Origin of the sequence: Vagococcus acidifermentans (genome assembly GCF_003987655.1) — a bacterium.
Taxonomy (GTDB): Bacteria; Bacillota; Bacilli; order Lactobacillales; family Vagococcaceae; genus Vagococcus_B; species Vagococcus_B acidifermentans.
In genome coordinates, this window is record NZ_NGKC01000008.1 from 66,538 (window position 1) to 88,362 (window position 21,825).

General features: G+C 47.5%; 16 protein-coding genes. 13 read left to right on the forward strand and 3 right to left on the reverse strand.

Annotated elements, in window-relative coordinates:
• The first annotated feature begins 15 nt into the window (after window positions 1-15).
• The 3 genes from CBF27_RS08140 (at window position 16) to CBF27_RS08150 (ending at window position 3,003) form a co-directional block, all read left to right on the forward strand.
• Complete coding sequence (locus CBF27_RS08140; protein WP_126813881.1) at window positions 16-1,035, forward strand: NAD(P)H-dependent glycerol-3-phosphate dehydrogenase; 1,020 nt, start codon at window positions 16-18, stop codon at window positions 1,033-1,035.
• An 11-nt stretch (window positions 1,036-1,046) separates the two neighbouring features.
• Window positions 1,047-1,949, forward strand: a complete 903-nt coding sequence (gene galU / locus CBF27_RS08145; RefSeq protein WP_126813820.1) for a UTP--glucose-1-phosphate uridylyltransferase GalU — start codon at window positions 1,047-1,049, stop codon at window positions 1,947-1,949.
• 61 nt (window positions 1,950-2,010) lie between these two features.
• Window positions 2,011-3,003, forward strand: a complete 993-nt coding sequence (locus tag CBF27_RS08150) for a nucleoid-associated protein (RefSeq protein ID WP_126813821.1) — start codon at window positions 2,011-2,013, stop codon at window positions 3,001-3,003.
• Between the two features lie 102 nt (window positions 3,004-3,105).
• On the opposite strand, the gene CBF27_RS08155 is transcribed toward CBF27_RS08150, so the two are convergent.
• Together CBF27_RS08155 and lexA are read right to left on the reverse strand one after the other, a co-directional pair.
• The gene (locus CBF27_RS08155) at window positions 3,106-3,309 is read right to left on the reverse strand and encodes a hypothetical protein (protein ID WP_126813822.1); all 204 of its coding nucleotides are present in this window, start codon (window positions 3,307-3,309) and stop codon (window positions 3,106-3,108) included.
• A 103-nt stretch (window positions 3,310-3,412) separates the two neighbouring features.
• Entirely contained in the window at window positions 3,413-4,033 is a 621-nt protein-coding gene (gene lexA, locus CBF27_RS08160; RefSeq protein WP_126813823.1) for a transcriptional repressor LexA, read from the reverse strand.
• Window positions 4,034-4,168: 135 nt separating this feature from the next.
• Here lexA and CBF27_RS08165 point away from each other — a divergent pair, with 135 nt between their 5' ends.
• The 5 genes from CBF27_RS08165 (at window position 4,169) to CBF27_RS08185 (ending at window position 11,062) form a co-directional block, all read left to right on the forward strand.
• Window positions 4,169-4,408 (forward strand): DUF896 family protein, encoded by a 240-nt coding sequence (locus tag CBF27_RS08165; RefSeq protein ID WP_126813824.1) that lies wholly within the window; start codon window positions 4,169-4,171, stop codon window positions 4,406-4,408.
• A 103-nt stretch (window positions 4,409-4,511) separates the two neighbouring features.
• The gene (gene tkt / locus CBF27_RS08170) at window positions 4,512-6,509 is read left to right on the forward strand and encodes a transketolase (RefSeq protein WP_126813882.1); all 1,998 of its coding nucleotides are present in this window, start codon (window positions 4,512-4,514) and stop codon (window positions 6,507-6,509) included.
• Window positions 6,510-6,888: 379 nt separating this feature from the next.
• Window positions 6,889-8,361: a glycosyltransferase family protein gene (locus CBF27_RS08175; protein WP_170175054.1), complete on the forward strand. Its 1,473-nt coding sequence runs from the start codon at window positions 6,889-6,891 to the stop codon at window positions 8,359-8,361.
• Window positions 8,362-8,529: 168 nt separating this feature from the next.
• Window positions 8,530-9,525, forward strand: a complete 996-nt coding sequence (locus CBF27_RS08180; protein ID WP_126813826.1) for a glycosyltransferase family 2 protein — start codon at window positions 8,530-8,532, stop codon at window positions 9,523-9,525.
• On the forward strand, window positions 9,494-11,062 hold the full coding sequence (locus tag CBF27_RS08185; RefSeq protein ID WP_126813827.1) for a glycosyltransferase family protein: 1,569 nt from the start codon (window positions 9,494-9,496) through the stop codon (window positions 11,060-11,062). The genes CBF27_RS08180 and CBF27_RS08185 overlap by 32 nt, the downstream gene beginning before the upstream one ends.
• 40 nt (window positions 11,063-11,102) lie before the next feature.
• Here CBF27_RS08185 and CBF27_RS08190 read toward each other — a convergent pair whose 3' ends face one another.
• Complete coding sequence (locus tag CBF27_RS08190) at window positions 11,103-12,527, reverse strand: APC family permease (RefSeq protein ID WP_126813828.1); 1,425 nt, start codon at window positions 12,525-12,527, stop codon at window positions 11,103-11,105.
• A gap of 94 nt (window positions 12,528-12,621) precedes the next feature.
• Between CBF27_RS08190 and lepB the strand changes: the two genes are divergently transcribed.
• The 5 genes from lepB (at window position 12,622) to CBF27_RS08210 (ending at window position 21,809) form a co-directional block, all read left to right on the forward strand.
• Window positions 12,622-13,170 carry a signal peptidase I gene (gene lepB, locus CBF27_RS08195; RefSeq protein WP_425469924.1) on the forward strand — a complete coding sequence of 183 codons (549 nt, stop codon included), beginning with the start codon at window positions 12,622-12,624 and terminating at the stop codon, window positions 13,168-13,170.
• A gap of 41 nt (window positions 13,171-13,211) precedes the next feature.
• On the forward strand, window positions 13,212-13,463 hold the full coding sequence (locus CBF27_RS14035; protein WP_148112287.1) for a hypothetical protein: 252 nt from the start codon (window positions 13,212-13,214) through the stop codon (window positions 13,461-13,463).
• 132 nt (window positions 13,464-13,595) lie between these two features.
• The gene (locus CBF27_RS08200; RefSeq protein WP_126813830.1) at window positions 13,596-17,171 is read left to right on the forward strand and encodes a PD-(D/E)XK nuclease family protein; all 3,576 of its coding nucleotides are present in this window, start codon (window positions 13,596-13,598) and stop codon (window positions 17,169-17,171) included.
• Window positions 17,161-20,904, forward strand: coding sequence for a helicase-exonuclease AddAB subunit AddA (addA, locus tag CBF27_RS08205; protein ID WP_126813831.1), 3,744 nt, complete (start codon window positions 17,161-17,163; stop codon window positions 20,902-20,904). Before CBF27_RS08200 ends, addA begins: the two co-directional genes overlap by 11 nt.
• Window positions 20,905-20,963: 59 nt before the next feature.
• Window positions 20,964-21,809, forward strand: a complete 846-nt coding sequence (locus CBF27_RS08210) for a DUF975 family protein (protein ID WP_211334641.1) — start codon at window positions 20,964-20,966, stop codon at window positions 21,807-21,809.
• The last annotated feature ends 16 nt before the right edge of the window (window positions 21,810-21,825 follow it).

The following is a 21,825-nucleotide window of genomic DNA, read 5'->3' on the forward strand; positions in this document are numbered from 1 at the left end:
AAAAAAAGAAGAATGATCAAACAAAAAGTTGCCGTTTTAGGTGCCGGTTCTTGGGGCACAGCACTGGCAAAAACGCTCGTGGAAAACGGACACGATGTGATGATATGGGGCAATCACGAAAAGCAGATTGACGAAATCAATGAACACCACACCAATACGCATTATTTGCCGGACGTCAAATTGCCGGAAGCACTGAAAGGCACGCTTGATTTGGCAGCTTGTATTGCAGATGCGGACGCGGTGCTGTTTGTCGTGCCGACCAAAGCAACACGTGAAGTTGCAGCCAAATTTGCAGCAGTGTGCCAAAACAAACCGGTCGTCATCCATGCCAGCAAAGGGCTGGAGAAAGACACGCACAAGCGGATTTCAGTCGTACTGGCGGAAGAAATACCGGCAGACAAGCGGCAAGACATTGTGGTGCTGTCAGGCCCCAGCCATGCGGAAGAAGTGGCTGTCCGGGATGTCACGACCATTACGGCAGCGAGTGAAAACTTGGCGTCTGCCGAATATGTGCAGTCACTGTTCTCAAATGAATATTTCCGGATATACACGAATCAGGATGTCATCGGCGTGGAAACCGGCGCAGCGCTCAAAAATATCATTGCGCTGGGTGCCGGCGCACTGCACGGTTTAGGCTTCGGGGATAATGCCAAGGCAGCCATCATGACCCGGGGACTGGCGGAAATCAGCCGTCTTGGTGTCGCAATGGGCGCAGACCCGCTGACATTTATCGGCTTGAGCGGCGTCGGCGATTTGATTGTCACCTGCACCAGCGTCCACTCGCGTAACTGGCGTGCCGGTGATTTGCTCGGAAAAGGGCACAAGCTGGACGGTATCCTCGAAAACATGGGCATGATTGTGGAAGGTGTTTCCACCACCCGTGCCGCTTATGAACTGGCGCAGGAGATGGGAATCGAGATGCCCATCACACAGGCGATTTACGATGTGCTGTACAATGATGTCGACGTTGACGACGCGATACGGGCCATCATGCTCAGAGATTACAAATCCGAACAAGAATTTACGTTTAACTAAGGAGGAAGAAGATGCAAAAAGTGAGAAAGGCAGTTATTCCAGCTGCTGGACTGGGGACACGTTTTCTGCCGGCAACCAAAGCCATGGCCAAAGAGATGCTGCCGATCGTTGATAAACCGACGATCCAGTTTATCGTAGAAGAAGCCAGAGAAGCCGGTATAGAAGATATTTTAATCGTTACCGGCAAGGCGAAGCGGCCGATTGAGGACCACTTCGATTCCAACTTGGAACTTGAAATGAATCTGAAGGAAAAAGGCAAGACGGAATTGTTGAAGCTGGTGGAAGAAACGACCGGATTGAACCTGCACTTTATCCGCCAATCCCATCCGCTGGGTTTGGGGCATGCTGTGCTGCAGGCAAAATCCTTCGTTGCCAATGAGCCGTTTGTCGTCATGCTGGGCGATGACATCATGTCTGACAAGGTTCCGTTGACTAAACAGCTGATGACCAATTACGATAAAACTCATGCGTCAACGATTGCTGTCATGGAAGTGCCGCGCGAAGAAACAAACCGCTACGGCATCATCAACCCGGGCGAACAAGTCGCCAAAAATGTGTTCAATGTCATCAACTTCGTCGAAAAGCCGCCGGTTGAAGAAGCACCGAGCAATATGGCGATTATCGGACGCTACTTGCTGACGCCGGAGATTTTCAACATTTTGGAAAATCAGAAGCCCGGCGCAGGCGGAGAAATTCAGCTGACCGATGCAATTGATTCGCTGAATAAAATCCAACGCGTCTTTGCCTTGAATTTCACAGGAACACGCTATGATGTGGGCGACAAATTCGGCTTCATGAAAACCAGTATCGAATACGGTCTGCAACATCCGGAAGTGAAAGATGATTTGACTCAGCTGATTCTCGACTTGAGCGACCAGATCCGCGCTGAGAAAAAACCAAAAACAAAAGAGTAATCAATGAAAAGAAGGAATGTACTTCCTTCTTTTTATTGTCGCAAGCAGGAGGACATGACAAATGGAAATCACACAAGCGATACTGCATGTGCTGGACAAGGAAGCCAATACACTGGTCTGTTCCCAAAAGGAACTGGACATCACTGAGTATGCAGTCAAAAATTATTTGGAAAGTATTGTGAAACGTCTGCAAAAAGCTGATGTCAAACTCGGCAAGCTGGCGGAGAGTTCCGATGTGGCGCAAGTCGTCACCAATGACGCCCTCGATTTCGTTGACCAGAGCAGCGAGTTGGCAAAGCTGCTGTTTGACTTGGTTGCAGTCGGGGAAGATATACCCGGCGGCGACTTGCTGGTATTTACCGCCCGCACGTTTGACGAGGAGCCGCTTTTGGGACTGGTCAAGCTGAACTACAAGCCCTTTTTCACCCATTATGTGGACTATGTGGACGATGAAATGCGCAATAATATCATTGTCAATAAAACGATACTCCCTGCTTTGACCCAAAAACTGGATGAATTTGCCCTGATTAATGTTGACACGCTGGAAACGCAGCTGGTTGAAAAGAAGTATCTGTTTGAAGGAGAGAAAGTCCAGCTGTGGTCGGAGCGGTTTTTACAAGTTGATCCGACTCCGACGGTGACGGAGAATATTAAAATCGTCAAAAAGGCGGTGAAGGAAGTCGCCGACAAATACAATGAAGAAAAATTCATCAGCATGTCCAATGTGCAGCAGGCCGTATTTGAAAGCATCGAAGAAGACGGCATCATCAGTAAAGAGCATATTGCCGACGTCGTATTTGAAGACAATGCCTCAGCCAAAACCGAGTATTTGGAAAAAATGGCGCAAACCCGCTTTACGGAGCATGTGCCGATGGACGTGCCGAAATATGAAAAAAAATACAGCAAACAAAAATTTAAACTAGCCAACGGGATTGAACTGTCGATTCCTGTTGACGTGTTTAAAAACAAAGACCTGGTGGAGTTCATCAACAATCCTGACGGCACCATCTCAGTGATGATTAAAAACGTGGAGGATATTGTCAGCAAATTTTAACCGTATGGCCAAGCAAAAAAGACAGGGAAATCGTCAAAGATTTTCCTGTCTTTTAAAATAAACGGTCAGTCAAAAAGGCACTGCGTCGTATCACGGGGCAAGCTACTGCTGGTGTTTGTAGACATAGCCGTCCTGATAGTAGCGCTTGTACTGTGTACGGCGGTAACTTTTTTCATCCCAAAGCATAAACCAGATGAGGACCAGAGGCGCTATCGTCAGCAAAGCAATCTTCCAGCCAAGCATGCCCAGAACCACACCCACCAATAAAACCACTAATAATAATGCATATCTTCTAATTGCTGCCATTTTTCTCACCTCATAAGTTATGGAACGTTTGTTCGTATCTATATTATACGAATAAACGTTCGCTTTGTAAAGAGGGAATTTAAAAAAGCATGAAAATCATGCTTTAAATGTGGCTGCGGTAAAGACCGACGACTTTGCCGAGTATTGTTACAGTGTCGAGAATAATCGGCATCAGCTGGTCATTTTCCGGTTGCAGCCGGAAGTGGTTTTTTTCTTTGTAGAATCGTTTGCAGGTTGCCTCGTCTTCGGCGGTCATGGCGATGACAACATCGCCGTTGTCGGCAGTTGCCTGCTTACGGACAATCACATGGTCGCCGTCAAATATTCCGGCGTTGATCATACTGTCGCCCCGGATCGTCAGCATGAAGAGCGAATTGTCCTCGTACTTCAAATCAGGCGGAATCGGGAAGAAATCAGACGCATCTTCCACTGCCAAAATCGGTTCCCCGGCTGTGACAGTTCCCAGCATCGGAATGACATTGGGACGGATGCCGATGGATTTCAAACCGGCGGCAGTCAGTTCGATGGCGCGCGGTTTTGTCGGATCGCGCTGGATAAGACCTTTCTTTTCCAAACGGGACAAATGGCCGTGAACTGTCGAGGTGGAGGATAAATCGACCGCTTCCCCGATTTCACGGACAGTCGGCGGATATCCTTTTTCTTCGACCTGGTCGTAAATATATTGTAATACCTGAAGCTGGCGCGTTGATCGTTTGTTTGTCATGAATATCCCTCACTTAAGGTGGTTTACTAAAGTCTACCATAACCGCTGTTAAAAATCAAACATCCGTTCGCATTCGCATTCGTTGTGTTTTTGCATAAATTACGATACTATATGACTATCTGGGAGGAATGGAACATGTTATCAAAAGAAAAAATGACCCGCATTAATTTTTTGGCTAAAAAAGCCAAAGCAGAGGGCCTGACGCCGGCTGAAAAAGCAGAGCAGAAGCGTCTCCGCGAAGAATATATCAAAGTGTTCAGAACAGGCATGCGTCATCATATCGAATCCATGAAAGTGGTTGATCCGGAAGGCAATGATGTGACGCCTGAAAAAGTTAAGAAAATTCAGAAAAGAAAAGGACTGCATGGGAGATAATTGTCGGAAACTTACAAAAGAGCATTGCTTTTCATCAATGAAACGTGTAAAATATAATATAAGTAAAAAAAACCTAAAACCTATTATGGAAGGAATGATTAATTTGTTCGACAATATTGATCAGCTAGGGGTAAACACGATCCGTACTCTCAGCATGGACATGATTCAAAAAGCGAATTCCGGACACCCGGGATTGCCGATGGGCGCCGCACCGATGGCTTACGCTTTATGGACAAAGCACCTGAAAATCAACCCGGCAACATCGAGAAACTGGGCAGACCGCGACCGTTTCATTTTATCCGCAGGTCATGGCTCGGCCATGCTGTACAGTCTGCTGCATCTAGCTGGCTATAATGTGACGATGGATGACATCAAGCAGTTCCGTCAGTGGGGAAGCGCCACACCGGGACACCCTGAAGTCCATGACACAGACGGCGTGGAAGCGACTACCGGACCGCTTGGACAAGGACTGGCAATGAGTGTTGGCTTTGCTATGGCGGAAGCACATCTTGCCGCAACGTACAACAAACCGAACTACCCGATCGTTGATCACCATACGTATGTGATTTGCGGCGACGGCGATTTGATGGAAGGGATTTCCCAAGAAGCAATCAGTTTAGCTGGTCATTTGAAGTTAGGCAAATTAATTGTTCTCTATGATTCGAATGATATTTCCCTTGACGGTCCTTTGGAGAAAGCGTTTAGCGAAGATGTCAAAGGTCGTGTGGAAGCGTCCGGCTGGCAGCATATCCTTGTGAAAGACGGAACTGATTTGGCGGCTATTTCAAATGCCATCACAGAAGCACAGACAGAAACCGGCAAACCGACATTGATTGAAATCAAAACAGTAATCGGCATCGGAGCACCTCTTGAAGGCACAAACAAAGTGCACGGCGCACCTCTGGGAGCCGAGGGAGTGGCAGCTGCAAAAGCGTCTTACGGCTGGGATTACCCGGAATTTACCGTACCGGAAGAAGTAGTGGCACGCTTCCAAGAAGCTGTCAAAGATAAAGGGGCCAAAGCCGAGTCTGCTTGGAACGAGTTGTTTGCAGCTTATCAAGCTGAGTATCCGGAATTGGCAGCCCAATTCAAAGCAGCCTTTTCAGGTGAAGTACCTGCCAACATTGATGAGATTTTACCTAAGTTCGAGCTTGGCACCAGCGCGGCCAGCCGTGTTACAAGCCGTGACACAATTCAGGCACTGGCTAAAGAAATGCCGGCTCTGTGGGGCGGTTCGGCCGACCTGTCTTCATCTAACAACACGATGATTGCCGACAGCACTGACTTTGCGGCTGATAATTATGAAGGAAGAAACATCTGGTTCGGCGTGCGTGAGTTCGGCATGGCAGCAGCGATGAACGGGATTGCACTGCACGGCGGTACGAAGGTGTACGGCGGGACATTCTTTGTCTTCGTAGATTACTTGAGACCGGCACTGCGTCTTTCGGCCATTCAAAAAGCACCGGTGACCTTTGTCTTGACTCATGACTCTATTGCAGTCGGTGAAGACGGCCCGACGCATGAACCGATTGAACAACTTTCCAGCTTGCGCAGTATGCCGAATGTCAACCTGATTCGTCCGGCTGACGGTAATGAAGTAGCTGCTGCCTGGAAGCTGGCAGTCAGCTCGACAGACACACCGACAGTGCTGGCGTTGTCACGTCAAAATCTGCCTGTTGTGGAAGGCACTGCTGAACTGGCACTGGCAAATGTGGCAAAAGGCGCATACGTTCTGTCTCCGCAAGAAGGCGATACCCCAGACGGTATCATCATCGCTACCGGGTCGGAAGTTTCCTTGGCTGTGGCAGCGCAAAAAGAACTGCGCAAAGCAGGTCAGGATGTATCCGTCGTGTCAATGCCAAGCATGTATCTGTTTGAAAAACAAGACGCTGCATACAAAGAATCTGTCTTGCCAAAAGCAGTGACTAAGAGACTCGCAGTGGAAATGGGTGCAAGCTTCGGCTGGGAACGCTATGTCGGCTTTGAAGGCGGCACTGTTTCCGTCGACAAATTCGGTGCAAGTGCTCCAGGACCGCTAGTGATTGAAAAATATGGCTTCACTGTGGAAAATGTGGTTGCAGCCTTTAACCAGTTGGGATAAAAACAATTTAGCGCACAAAAAACGCGGAAGGAAACTTCCGCGTTTTTTGTGCAGATGCGTGTCCGCCTGATTGCCGTCGGGCGGTCAGGTACGTCGCTTTTCAGTCACGGGTTTCGTTTATTCTAATAAAAAATTATGATATAATGGTATGAAAAATTCTTTGTTAATGATCCGTTTAGCAAAAATGCGATATAATCGATTTTCTGAATTAACGATCAAATGAGGGAGACATTAAAACTTTGTATTGTGAGGGTAAATAATAATGACAGCTAAAACAGTAGATAGAATACGTAACCAGCAAAACAAAAAAACATTGTGGCATAAGTTATTGTCAAAAGGACATTATATTTTTTTATTCCTAGTTGCGATTGTAACTATAATGATTGTCAGTAAAAATTCGCCACTCTATATTCTTAACAACTGGGTAGATTTAAATGCATTTTTGACGATGGGAAAAGGATGGGCACATGGCCTGATCCCTTATAAAGATTTGTTTGAACAAAAAGGGCCGGCGTTATTTTTTATTTTTAGAATTGCCGCTTGTCTATCAAACAGTTATTTTGGAGTCTTTCTGGTAGAGATTGTATTCTTTTTTGTGACTCTTGTGCTTATTTTCAAAATTGCGCGGTTCTTTCTGGATATTAAATCAAGTCTGATTATGTGCTTTATTAGCACTGTTTTTTTGACGATGGGACCTTATTTCAGTAACGGCGGCAGTGCGGAGGAGCTGGCTTTCCCAGCTATTTTTTACACGCTTTATCTGATTTTTAAATTTCAGCATTATGGTTTTCGACTGAATCCGCCATCATACATTTTAGCCGGTGTCTCTTTAGGCTATTTGTTTTGGTCCAAGTACACGATGATTGGCAGCTGGATTGGTTTTTTCGTTGCACTGGCCATTTGTTTGCTTATATTAAAAGATCTGAAGCAGCTGATTCAGGCAGTGGTGTACAGCTTGTTTGGTTTTTCCGCGATAAACTTTCTAGTGTTTGCTTATTTTTATGTCAACCAGGCATTAAATGATTTGTATTTTGCTTACTTTTATTCCAACATAAAGCTTTATCCGACGGCTCAATTACCAACCGTGTTAAGCAAACTAGTCAATGCGGTGATGATATTTGTCGCTCAATTTAAAGATAAACCTCTGCTGCTGGTGTTTCTGATTATAGGGATATTCGTCACCCTGTTTGACAAAAAAATTTTTCAGTCGAACTACACTGTTTTCCTGTATTTGTCAGCTTACTTTTTGTTGATTCTAACTACTTTCTATGGAGGCAAGACGTTTATTTATTATTATTTGATTTTGATGCCTTTTGCGTGTGTGCCGATACTGTCATTATTTGTTAGAATTAATCAAGATCACATGTCATTTTTGCGTCTTGGACTACTTAGTCTGGCCTGTGCAGTTCTGTCAATGGGTATGAACGGCAATATCAGTTATTCCAAAATTTTCCCTCAAAACGCTGGTGTCTCCTTAAATAATACTGACTCAGAACCTGCCCAAGTGAGGTTTGCCAAAATTATAAGACAGGAAAAGAATCCGACATTGCTGAATTACGGACATTTAGACATGGGACTTTACCAAGCTGCAGATATTCTGCCAATCAACTATTTTTTTCATCGGGTCAATATTCCACACAATCATTTGCCGGAAATGATGGACGAACAAAATCGTGTTGTCAATAAAAAACAGGTAATGTTTGTTGTGTGTCGGACACCTTATGGGAAAAAAGAAGAAGATATTCCCAAAAATATCCGTGATAATTATGAACTGGTTGCAAAGCAAGATCAGTATAGCGGAATGGATTTGACATTCTGGCTGTACAAAGTCAAAGGTCAGTCAACCCCTTAACAATAGTTCTGCCTGCTTGTAAAAATCAGACTGGTGCTGATTTTTTGCGAAAGATTCACTTATCATTGCGGGTCACCGTAATAGATGTGCTATAATTTTAAAAAATAAACGAACGTTAAACAAAGGCTGAAGGGTAATAGAAGTCCAACCCGGAGTAAGGTGATTAGGATGACACACACATTAACCATCATCATTCCTTGTTACAATGAGGAGGAGATGCTGCCGGTATCAAGCGCGAAAATTACTGAGGAGCTGACCCGTTTAATCGATACGAATAAAGTGTCGGCTCAAAGCTGTCTGCTGTTCGTCGATGACGGCAGCCGCGATGACACCTGGCAAATCATTGAGCAGCTTCATGAAAAGAATCCGGTCTGGCTCAAAGGGTTGAAGCTGAGCCGGAACTTTGGCCATCAGCATGCCTTGCTTGCGGGGATGTCGGCAGCATGCGGGCGCTCGGAGATGGTAGTTACGATTGATGCGGATTTGCAGGATGACATTCATGCCATTGAGAAAATGGTGGATGCTTATAATGAGGGCTATGATGTTGTTTACGGCGTTAGAAGCAACAGGGACACGGATACTGCGTTTAAAAGACAGACGGCGGCACTGTTTTATCAGCTTATGAGAAAAATCGGCGTGGAGATGGTGCCGAATCATGCGGACTTCCGTTTGTTGAGCCGAAGAGCGGTTGCGGCTTTGCTTTCTTTTAAGGAGCAAAATCTTTTTTTAAGAGGTTTGGTCCCGCTAGTCGGCTTTCCATCTGCCAAGGTCTATTATTTCAGGGAAAAGCGGGCCGCCGGGGAGTCTAAATACCCGCTCAAAAAAATGGTGCAGTTTGCCATGGAAGGCATCTCGTCCTTTTCGATTATGCCGATCAGGCTGGTTCGCAACTTAGGGCTGTTGACGTTTTTAATAGGCATTGTTTATATGTTCTACGTGCTTGTTCAAAAAATGAGCGGAAACACAGAAACAGGCTGGTCATCACTTGCGATGAGCATCTGGCTTTTGGGCGGGGTCCAGCTTATCGGTCTGTCGATTATTGGCGAATATATCGGCAAAATCTATTCGGAAGTGAAACGCAGACCGCGGTTCATTATTGAAAAAAATTTATACAGTGAGGAACAACACCATCATGAGTCAACCGACACTACCCATTCAATCTGAACAATCGGCAAGTATGAGGTATCAGGATAAATACACCTATGTTCTGCTTCTGTTGTTTGCGGCCGGCATCATGTTGGTCGTCAGCAAAAGCTCACCGCTTTATGTCATCAATGACTGGGTCGATTTGAATGCCTTCTTGACGATGGGCAAAGGGTGGGCGCACGGTCTAGTCCCGTACAGGGATTTGTTTGAGCAGAAAGGGCCGGTTTTGTATGTTCTGTTTTTGCTCGCTCATCAAATAGCCAACAGCTATCTGGGCGTTTTTATCATAGAAACGTTGTTTTTCTTTCTCACGCTGGTCATTCTTTTTAAGACAGCCCGTTTTTTCTTGTCCAGCCGGATGAGTCTGGTGCTGTGTTTCATCAGTGCCATTTTTTTGACGCTGTCGCCTTTTTTTAAGGCCGGCGGAAGTGCTGAAGAATTAGCATTTCCGGCAATCGTTTATACGATTTATTTGGTGTTCAAACTGCAAGCGCAAGCGTTTAAACTCAGCAAGATGTCATATTTATTGTCAGGTGTGTCGCTGGGCTGTCTATTTTGGGCCAAATATACTATGATCGGCAGCTGGGTCGGTTTTTTTCTCTCTTTGGCTGTTTGCCTGTTAATCCAAAAAGAACTGAAGGAGCTGCTTGGCGCCGTGACATATAGTCTGCTCGGATTTAGTCTTGTCAGCTTTGCGGTACTGGCCTATTTTTATGCTACTGGTGCGCTGGGTGATTTGTATCATGCGTATTTTTACGCCAACATCGCACTGTATCCGCCCGAGGGGGCATCGTCTGTCGCCGGCAAATTAATCAATGCTATCGTGATTTACGTGAGCTACTTAAAAGATTATCCGCTGCTGTTTGCAGCACTGCTTGGCGGACCGTTTATCGCCCTATTCGATAAACAAATTTTTCGAACAAACGGCGTTCTCTTTATGTATCTGTCCTCGTACTTTCTGTTGATTGCCACGACATTTTTTGGCGGAAAGTTTTATGAGTATTATTTTCTGGTTTTATGCCCGTTTGCCTGTCTGCCGCTCTTGTCGGTATTAGTCCGGCTCGACCGGCAGCCTGTCACGCGTCTGCGGCTTTTGCTGACCAGTGTGACGTGCCTGTTGTTCAGCATGGGCATGAACGGCAACATCGTTTTTTCCAAACTGTTTCCTGATAATCCCAGTATTTCACTGGACGGCTCTGCGCCGGAGCCGGCTCAGCTGCGGTTTGCAAAACTTATCAGACAGGAAGATAACCCGACTTTGCTGAATTATGGCCAGCTTGACATGGGACTATACCAGGCGGCAGATGTCTTGCCAGTGAACTACTTTTTTGAAAAACAAAATATACCGGACAGCCGCCTGCCGCAGATGATGGCCGAACAAAACCGACTGGTTGACGAAAAGCAGGTCATGTTTGTTGTGGTGAGGACGCTGCAAGGGAAAAGCGAAACAGAAATACCGGAACATATCCGTCGAAATTATGACCTGATTGCTGTGCACGACCAGTTTTTCGAGCAAGACCGGACGTACTGGCTGTATAAAGTAAAACCGGATTAGCAAAAAACATCCTGATGTTTAATCATCAGGATGTTTTTGGTCAAGATGCGGCTGTCGCGTGTTTATCGGCGTACAAATAACCTGCCAGACAAAAGAAAAAGCAGATCGCTGCAAAAAGCGACATAGACAACGGATTGGCGAGGAAACCGCCGAGGACGATAATCACACTGCCCAGCATGCCAAGGAGCGGTGCGACGACGCCCAGAAACACATTGGTGATGTCTTTTTGCCGGTAGAGCTGCATGACTTTCACGTACAACAGAAAATAGCACGCATAGCCAAATACAATGGCGATTTCGCTGACATCGCCGGGAGCCATGATACCTGTCAGCTGTGTCACGTAATGAACTGCATACCAGAACAGTGAGCAGACAACGCTGACTTTAGCAGAGGGCATGGAGAGCGACCGCTTCAAATCAATTTGGCGGATGCGCTCGGCATCAGGAATCAAGCCCTTTGATGCCAGAGCTTGCGGCATACGGAGATGCCCCAGCAAAACACCATTGACCACGCCGAGAATCGCTATTAACACAAATATCAGCAAGATGGTGGACCCGAGCTCGCCAAAAAGCATGTAGCCCAGCGTCATGACAGCATCATCGCCGGTCGAAATAATGAACTGCGGCCCTAAAATCGCGTTCATCCCTAAAAAGTAAGCCAGATAAACGACCAGCACCACCAACGGGCCAATAACCAGCGCTAAAGGCATGTTTCGCTTCGGGTTCTTCACCTCGTTGGTGATGCTCAACGCAATCGGCCAGCCGTCATACGAGAACGCAGCTGGTGCCAGCGCAGCCAGCCAGCCCCAGCCGACATCGGTCAATTCTTTGACGGCAACACCTTCCGGGATAGGCGGCGCTTCTTTTGTCCAGAAAAAACCTAACAAACCGATACCAATCAGCGGAATCAGCTTGGTCACGGTGGACAGTACTTGGAAATACCCGCCGGCTTTGACTGATAAAATATTGATGGCATAAAATAAGAGCAAGTAGCCCAGTCCAAGCAGCATCTGCCTATTTAACGTATTGTCCAAACCAAACAGCATGCACGTATAAATACCCGCTGCCCATGAAACGACGACCGCAATCGTCGGGTAATAAAGAAATGTTTGAAACCAGCCGAACGCACTGGCCATTTTATTTGAGAAGAAGGCCTCAAAATAGCCGACCATCCCGCCGCTGTTGGTCGTTCTGACAGACAAACTGGTCAGACTGATGCTGCCGAAGATGATGGCTAATGCACCGATGATGAAAATCATGGTGCCCAGCAGGACATTGCCGCCGGTAAAACTGAGGATATCATCCACCTTAAAAAAGATACCGGAACCAATGCAGATGCCGACGATCATTGTCGTGGCCGTCCACAAACTATAAGTTTTTTTATTAATGTAGAAAACTCCTTTCGAACATGAATGCAGCACACCATATTTTACCACAAATCGGAACGCGTGGAAGAAAGTTGTCATTCTTTTTTGCTATGACATCTATTTTCTTTATGGTAGAATGTAAAGAACAGCAGACGAAGCAAAAATGCTTACGTTTCAGGAAGGATTTTTAAGTATCATGTCAAAATTTAAAATTACAATCAGTGATGTTTTATGGGTAGTCGGTCTGATCATTGTGGTTTGGCTGCTAAAACAATATGTGTTTTTGTCGGTGATAGTCTCAGGGAGTTCCATGGACCCGACAATGGCAGACGGCGAACGGGTAATCGCCTTAAAAATGACCGAGGTGGAACGCTTTGATATCGTCACGTTTCCAGCTCCCGATGCCCCGGATAAAAGCTACATCAAACGGGTAATCGGTCTGCCCGGCGACACCGTCGAATACCGTGACGACACGCTTTATATCAACGGCAAAGCATATGAAGAACCATATTTGGAAGAGTTTAAAAGCCGATTGCCGGAAGGCCAGCTGTTAACGTATAATTTTACGCTGGAAGAAGTGACAGGGCTTGACACTGTACCGGAAGACAGTGTGTTCGTTATGGGGGACAACCGCCAAAACTCAAGAGACAGCCGGTCGTTCGGTTTTATTAAAAAAGCTGATATTTCAGGCGACGTCTGGTTCAGCTTCTGGCCGCTGGATAAAATCGGTGCAGTAGACTAGCTGCCACATCTCCGTGCCATGAATTGTACGGCTTAAACAACGTGAAAGCCATGATTGTCTGTGGCGCAGCTACAGCTGAATACTTTATAGAACAGTATCTGTTTATCGGATGTCACCTCCAAGTATATTTGAGCGGTCAAATAACTATGGAGGTGGCATATTTGTGTGTTTTGCCAGATATTTCTACACAAGTAAGGGAGCAAGCATTATCCCGGACCAAAGTCGAAGCTGTATCAATGCCTGCCCTGACCGGTGAAAGCCCGGCAATTTTTCTGGGCAGCAACAAACAGTAAACAGCCTGACTCTGGTATAAGGGACAGGCTATTTGGCGTGTAGATACCGTTTTATCAGGCGTTTACGTTTTTTAATAGCTGAACGCCAAAATATGTTACACTAAACACATCAGAATAAAGCGAGGGCTATGAATGGGATTGAAATTTATTATCGGTACCGGAACACAGCGTCACGACGATGCGTTATTGGCTAAAGCAGTTGCTTGGCTTGACCAAGATCCGCGACGCGACGTGTTCTATCTTGTACCTAATCATATAAAGTTTGAAACAGAAGTATCCGTGCTGACCAAGCTGGGCCAACAGCCCGCTTTTGAGGACAAACACGAAGTTGCTGCCACACGTCTTCAAGTATTCAGTTTCTCCCGGCTGGCATGGTACTTTCTACAGAGGGAACCAGTCAGGCAGTTTGAAAAAGTCAGCGACGTGGGTGAGCATATGCTTGTCCGCAAAGTGCTGCTGGAAGAAATGGATAACTTGAAACTCTTCTCGCGGGATATCAAAAAGCAGGGATTTATTGAGCAGCTGGTTGCTTTGTTCGGTGAATTGCAGGAAGGCAATGTCACTGATGCTGATTTGGCAACGGCTGTCGGTATGCTGGGGGACTCCGCATCAGATGCTGATGCCCGTCTGAAACTGACCGACCTTCAGCAGCTTTACCACAGTTATCTTGCCAAAAAAAGCGCGCTGAACATGGGCGATGTGCCTTTACTGACTCAATTGGCAGAGCATCTGAGCGGGAAAGATTTGTCCCACGTGATGTTTGCGATATCCGGGTTTCATTCTTTTAATGCGGTGGAACAGCAGCTGATTCAAACACTGCTGCAAGTGGCCGGCAATGTGACGTTGGCTTTGGTTTTGGATAAAGCCCATGTCCACGAGCCGCCGCAGCCGCAAGACCTGTTTTACAGTACAGGCCGTATTTATTATGATTTTTACCAGTTTGCCCGTGCCAACCAGCTGGCTGTGCAGCGGGACACGGTTCTGCGACAAGGTGCGACGGCTGATTTCGATACGCTTGACCAATACTGGCAGGACAGCCAACGCCTGTCGCCTGTTCAGACACATCAACTGCGGGAAAACCGCATCGTGCTTTGGGAAGCCGGCGACAGTTACCGTGAAGTGACAGCTGTTGCTGCGGAAATCCGCCGCCTGGTGACAGAAGGACCTTACCGCTATCAAGACATACAAGTACTGACGCGGGAGATGCCCTATTACCGCCGGATTATTCCCGAGATATTTTCAAATTATGAGATTCCATATTATTTGGATGAAGAAATGGCGATGAAGCATCATCCGTTGCTGGAATGTCTGCTGGCGCTGTTCGATATGCTGCAAAACCGCTTCAAGTACCGGGACATCATGCGCTTTTTACGGACGGAGCTTTTCTTGCCGGAAGCCGCACAGTTGACCGCTTTATCCGAGTGGGCAGAGGCGCAGGCCGCTTATCGCCGGAAAATCGACTACACAGAAAACGTCATCCTTGCATACGGCTATGAAGGCCACTACTGGACACGCGAGGCTGACTGGGAGTATGTTGATTATGCATATGAAGTTGACGATGCTGCCAGTCAGAAGGACCAGCTCGTTCAACAACTTTCCAATGAGGTGCGCCGGGATGTCAGACAGCTTATCGTGCCGTTTTTCAAAGAGATTCGCCAAGCCACGACCGGCAGAGAAGCTGCGGCAATCTTTTACCGGTTTTTGACACACATCGGTATCGACAAACAGCTGATGTTTATCAGAAATCAGGAAATCGAGCGCGGTGATCTGGTCAAAGCCCGCATTCACGAGCAGACATGGGAGGCGTTTGTTTCAGTGCTGGATGATTACGCGGCACTGCTGGGTGATGAGCCGTTTGAACTGGACGACTTTGTCCAAATCATCCGCAGCGGGCTGGAAGGGTTGACTTACAGCAAAGTGCCGACCGCTATTGACCAGGTACAAGTTTTGCCGCTGGATATGGGCAGCAGTATCAAACGCCGTGTGACGTTCATTATCGGCGGTACCGACCAAGTCCTGCCGAAAAAAGTGGAAAATCAATCCGTACTTTCTGATGATGAGCGGGCGCGGCTGTCCGAGCAGCTGGCGGATGGCAAATATTTGCGCGACAATCCGCTGACTGAGCTGGCGAAAGAGCCGTTTCAATTTTATGTGGCGCTGCTGTCAGCAACAGAAAAGCTCTACCTCAGCTACCCGCTGACACGGGATAATGCGAAAGATCTGAAGCCGTCGCCGTATTTTCGCCGCTTGCAGACACAGCTGGGCGTGCCGGTGTCTCGTTACACCCAAGCGCTGGATGTGACCGACCGCACTTTGTTTGAGCCGTTCAGCACGTACCGCACCTTATTACCGGCATTGGTCGCTGTCAGGAGACAGGCAACAGAGGAGAAGCAGCCGCTGCCTGCACTGGCACGAATGCTGGAAAAATTGCTGGATTACCGCTATCCGGTCGAAACAGAACGTTTGATGGACAGTCTTGCCCACCGGAATGTACCGGAAACATTAACAGCAGAAACAGTCAATACACTTTACGGCAAAGTGATTCATGCCTCTGTGTCAAAAATCGAGAACTTCAATCATTGTGAATACCGTTATTTCCTGACGTACGGTCTGAATTTGAAAGAGCGGGATGTATTTGAATTGTCGCCGGCAGCGGCTGGGGATTTCTATCATGAGGCGTTGGACTTGCTCTTTAAAGAACTGCTCCGGCGCAACATCCTGCTTTCCGAATTGACGGACGAAGAGGCTGCCGAACTGACGGAGGCGGTCTTGCTTCAGGTGCTGGGAGAAAATAAATTTGCGATTCTCAACAGTTCCAATCGGATGAACTACATCCGTTACCAGCTGAAGCAGACGATAAAACGTGTCGGCTGGGCTTTGAGGCGGCAAAGCAGCCGCACTAAGATGACGACACTGCAGACAGAAGTGTTGTTTGGTCAAGTCATGCAGGAGACAGGGATTGAAAGTCTGAATTTTTCATTGAAAGGCGACAAACAGCTGAAAGTCCGCGGAAAAATCGACCGGCTGGACGCAGTGACGGTCAAAGACGACTTGTTTTTTGCTGTCGTGGATTACAAATCCAGCCAGCACCGCTTCGACTTCCGCGATGTGTATTACGGTCTGGCGATGCAGATGGTGACCTATCTGGATATCGCCTTGAAAAATACAGTCAAACTCGTCGGGAAAAAAGCAGAAGCCGGCGGGGCATTTTATCTGCACATTAAAAATCCTTTGTTGGATACGACCAAAAACGGCAGTCTGGAGGAACAGCAGGAAGAACTGCTGCGGACATTCGGATATCAGGGGATATTATTAAAAGACGAGGCATTGGTTGACCAGCTGGATGTCACCGTTGAACCGAGAATGAGTTCGGCAGTCTATCCGTTTTCCCGGACGGCCAAAGATGAACTGCGTTCTCCCCAGTTTGTCAGCCGCGAGGAAATGCAGCAGCTGATTGCCCATAACCGGAAAAACTTCCAGCAGGCCGGCGAAAAAATTGTTGACGGTTCAATTAAACTGAACCCTGCTTACAAAGACAAGACACGCATTGCCTGCAGTTACTGTCCGTTCCGCAGTGTTTGCCAGTTTGACGTGATGCTGCCGGAAAACAGTTACCACCGGATTGACAAATTGAGCAAGGACAATGTATTGGATAAATTAAATTCGGCAGCATTGCCGGAAAAGGAGGAAGAAGCCGATGACGAATAAACTGCCATTAAAACCTGCCGGCAGTACGTTTACCGACCGACAATGGCAGGCAATATATGATAGCGGGAAAAACATTCTGGTGTCTGCTTCTGCCGGCTCCGGAAAAACCACTGTCCTAGTGGAACGCGTCATTCAAAAAATCAAAAACGGGACCAATGTGGACGAACTCCTGATTGTCACTTACACAGAAGCGGCCGCCAAGGAAATGAAACAACGGATTCAGGCAGCCGTCCAAGAAGCTGTCGGAAAGGAGAAGGAGCTCTCAGCCAAGCAGCACCTGATGCACCAGCTGACACTTCTGCCGACAGCCAATATCAGTACACTCCACGCTTTCTGTCTGCAAGTCATCCGCAGATACGGTTACTTGATTCATTTGGACCCGGTGTTCCGTCTGTTGACAGATGAAACGGAGATGCTGCTCTTAAAAGAAGATGTCTGGGGGGAACTGCGCGAAAAACTATACGGGGAACATCAGGAAGCTTTTTATCAGCTGACGGAAAATTTTTCCAACGACCGCAACGATGACGGTTTGATGGAGCTGATGTTTGCCCTTTATGATTTTGCCAAGGCCAACCCCAGCCCGGAAGACTGGCTGGCTGAGCTGGCTGATGCCTATCAGGTGACTGAAGGTGTCAGTTCGTCGCCTCTTTATCAGACGGTTATCAAAAAACAATTGCAAGACACACTCTTCGGGGCACAGCGCAACAGCGAGCGCATGAAACGGCTGGCTGAGGGCGAACCGGAACTTGAAAAAACACTGGCGCAAGTGCTGACCGAAGCGGCTGAGCTGGACGATTGCCGGCAGGCGCTTCAGGCAGACGATCTGACGGCTTTCTACCAGCTGATTAATGGGCTGGCGTTTCCGCGTTTTGCCGGGGCTAAACGCAACGCCGAAGACGCGGTGAAACAGACAGCGGCGCAAATAAAAAACTTGCGCGATGAAAATAAGAAAGCCGTCCAGACGATTCAGAAAGGTCTGTTTGCCTATTCGCCGGATGAGATGAAAGAGATAATGGAAAAAGCGGGGCAGACTGTGACAGAAATGTCGCAAGTGGCATCAGCCTTCATCCAAGTGTATCAGGACAAGAAAGAACAGCTGAACTTAGTGGACTTTAATGACTTGGAGCACTACACGCTGCAGATTTTGGCTGACAGGACAGCAGACGGCGGCTGGACCGCCACAGAGGCATCTGCCCATTACCGGGAAATCTTTGCGGAAGTACTGGTAGACGAGTATCAAGACATTAACCGCCTGCAGGAGAGTATTTTGTACTGGCTGCGCCGCCCTGCAGAGGATGCGGGTAATTTGTTCATGGTAGGCGATGTAAAACAGTCCATCTATTCTTTCCGCTTGGCTGACCCGACGCTGTTCATTGAAAAATATGAAGCATACGGCAAGAAGGAAACAAAAGACACACGGATTGTCCTGCCGCAAAACTTCCGCTCCCGCAGTTCAGTGCTGGATTTTACCAATTTGGTTTTCATGCAGCTGATGAACCGGACCGTCGGGCAAATTGATTACGATGAGGATGCGCAACTGATAACCGGCGCCACAAAGTACGCTGCAAGCAACCGGCACCATACAGAGCTGCTGATATATGAAACAAGTCAGGAAGAAGAAGACGCGGAAGCTGACCTGCCGCTGGACTTTGTTATTGATGACAAGACTGAGGGCGAGCTGCGCGTGGTCGGGCAAAAAATCAAAGAACTGATTGCAGAAAAGTTCCCGGTTTTTGACAAGGAGACAAAGGGAACCCGGCCGATACAATACCGGGATATCGTCTTGCTGACACCGACCAAGAAAAACAATTTGACATTGCTGGATATGTTTAAAACAATGAACATCCCGCTGTATATTAATGACACACAAAACTATTTTCAAGCCACTGAAATCCGGGTCATGCTGGCACTGTTTCAAATGATTGATAATCCGCTGCAAGATATTCCGGTGGCAGCAGTTCTGCGCTCGCCGCTGGTCGGTATCAAAGAAAATGACATGGTGGCGATTCGTTCATACGACGCAGGCTATTATTATGAAGCACTGACCGCCTTTTTGGAAAACGCGGATCAACATACAGCTCTTTATCAAAAAGTCAGCCGGTTTCACGATCAGTTTCTGACGTGGCGCGAACTGTCGCGGCGCGAAGAACTGGTGACGCTGATTTGGCGGATTTATCAGGATACGGGGTTTCTGGATTACGTGGGCGGGCTGCCGTCCGGCAAACAGCGTCAGGCGAATTTGCATGCTCTGTACGAGCGGGCGGCCAGCTACGAAGAGTCCAGTTTTAAAGGTCTCTTCCAGTTTATCCGCTTCATTGAAAAAATGCAGCAGAAGGACAAAGACCTAGCTGAGCCGACCAACATCTCAGATGACGAGGATGCTGTGCGCGTCATGACCATCCACGCCAGCAAGGGACTGGAATTTCCTGTTGTTTTCGTGCTGGACATGACCAAGCGCTTCAATCAGACGGACATCCGGCGGCATTATATTTTTGACGAGAAGCTGGGTGCCGGCATCAAGTATGTCGACACGATGGCAAGATTGTCTTATGTCACTTTGCCGTACCTGGCCATCAGACAAGAGCGGAAAGCCAAGCTTTTGGCAGAAGAAATGCGCAAACTGTATGTCGCCCTGACGCGTGCGGAAGAAAAACTGTTCTTGGTCGGTTCCTACAAAGACCGGGATGCGGCATTGAAAGAATGGGCGCAGTCAGCGGATATGGAGGAGCTTGTGCTGGCGGATGATGTCAGGCTGAACAGTCAGACATTTATGAAATGGGTCGGCATGAGCCTGATGCGCCATCCGGACATGGCAGATGTCAATCAGGCGTATCCAGTCGTCAAACTGGCTGAACTGCAAAATCACCCCGCCCGGTTTGCTGTCAGCTTCTTCAGACAAGAAGACTTGCTGACAGCTGAGACAGCAGAAACAGAAGCAACCTCACTGCCGGAGCTTCAGCCGGACGAGTTTGACGAAGAACGCTATTTAGACATCGTCCGCCGGTTGGACGCGGTTTATCCGCATCAGATGGCTGCACGCACAACGAGTTACCAGTCAGTCTCGGAAATCAAGCGTGTCTTTGAAGACCCGGACAATCAGGAACTGCTGGTGCTGGACTTGTCAGACGGCCAGCCAAAATCTGCGCGCCGCTTTGTTGAAGATTCGTGGGCCGAGCCGGCATTTCTGAGCGGCCAGAAGAAAGTCAGTACATCCGAGCTGGGCACGGCGACCCACTTGGTCATGCAGATGCTGGATTTGAGTGCAGCACCTACGGATACATCGCTAGTTTCACTGATTCAAAGTCTCGTCTCGGCCAACATGATCCGCTCTGAAGCCGCCGAACAGATAGACCGGCAGTCGATTTTAACATTTATGGCATCGCCGTTTGGCCGCTATCTGCTGGACAATGCGGCGTCAGTGAAGCGCGAGCAGCCTTTTTCAATGCTGATGGAAGCCGGCCGGATATTTTCCGACTACGGGCCGGATAAAACTGACCGTGTACTCGTGCACGGAATCATAGACGGCTTTATCGAAACGCCGGATGAACTTGTCTTGTATGACTTTAAAACAGACAGACGGCATTCGGCTGAGCAAACGTTGACCTCAATCAAACAACGTTATCAAGGACAGATGAACCTGTACCGCATCGCACTGGAGCAAGTAACGGCCCGGCCGGTAACCGGGATGAAGCTGATACTGCTGAATGAGCAGGCGGTCTTAGACATGATTTAAGAAAAGATATACATCAAAAAGAGAGTTTGTTATAATAAACGAGAAAAGGGGGAGTAATTTTGTATAAAACAAGCTCAGAGTTAAAAAGAGAAGCAAAAAATGCGTTAAAGGGGCGTTGGGGCCAGGCAATTTTACTAAATTTGGTGCCGGCGATATTAAGGGCAGTTGTCACCTTTTTTTCAGTTATTGCGATTGTGTTCAGTGTGACGCTGTTTTCCTTCGTCACGGATAGTTTCACATCAACAGGCAGTCATCATTATGAGCAAACAGAAACTTTTTGGGAGGATGGTGATATCGTCGGGGTGAATGACTTTATGCCGTCCGACGGAACAGGCTCATGGCGTACTACGTTTAATCCAGCCAAACTCGTATTTGATTTAGTGCTGTCATTTCTGACTATCGGGATTTCGTATACATTTCTGGATGTCATCCGCTCACGTGAACGTAAGATAGATGCTTTCCGCGATGCGTTCAGGGTGTTCAACGGCGTGGATTTTGTGCCGCTCCTGCTGATTAATATATTGATGACCGTTTTTACGACACTATGGTCACTGCTGTTGGTTATACCGGGTATTGTCAAAGGCTACTCTTATTCACAATCTAATTTTATTTACAAAGACTTGTCGAGCCGGCAGGATGTCCAAAGCATGGGAGCCACCTCTTATATCACAGAGAGCCGGCTGCTGATGGACGGTCACAAAGGCCGCCTGTTTTACATTGATTTGAGTTTTATCGGCTGGCATATATTGTGTCTTATGACATTCGGACTGGGCTACATTTTTCTGGAGCCGTACATGAATGCAACCAAAGCCGCATTTTATAACGACTTGGCGAAGGACCGCTATACTGCTGTCGAACAAGTTGAAGAAGTCATCGAAGAAGAGGAAGAGTGGACCAGCTTTTAGCAGAACAAATGAGAAA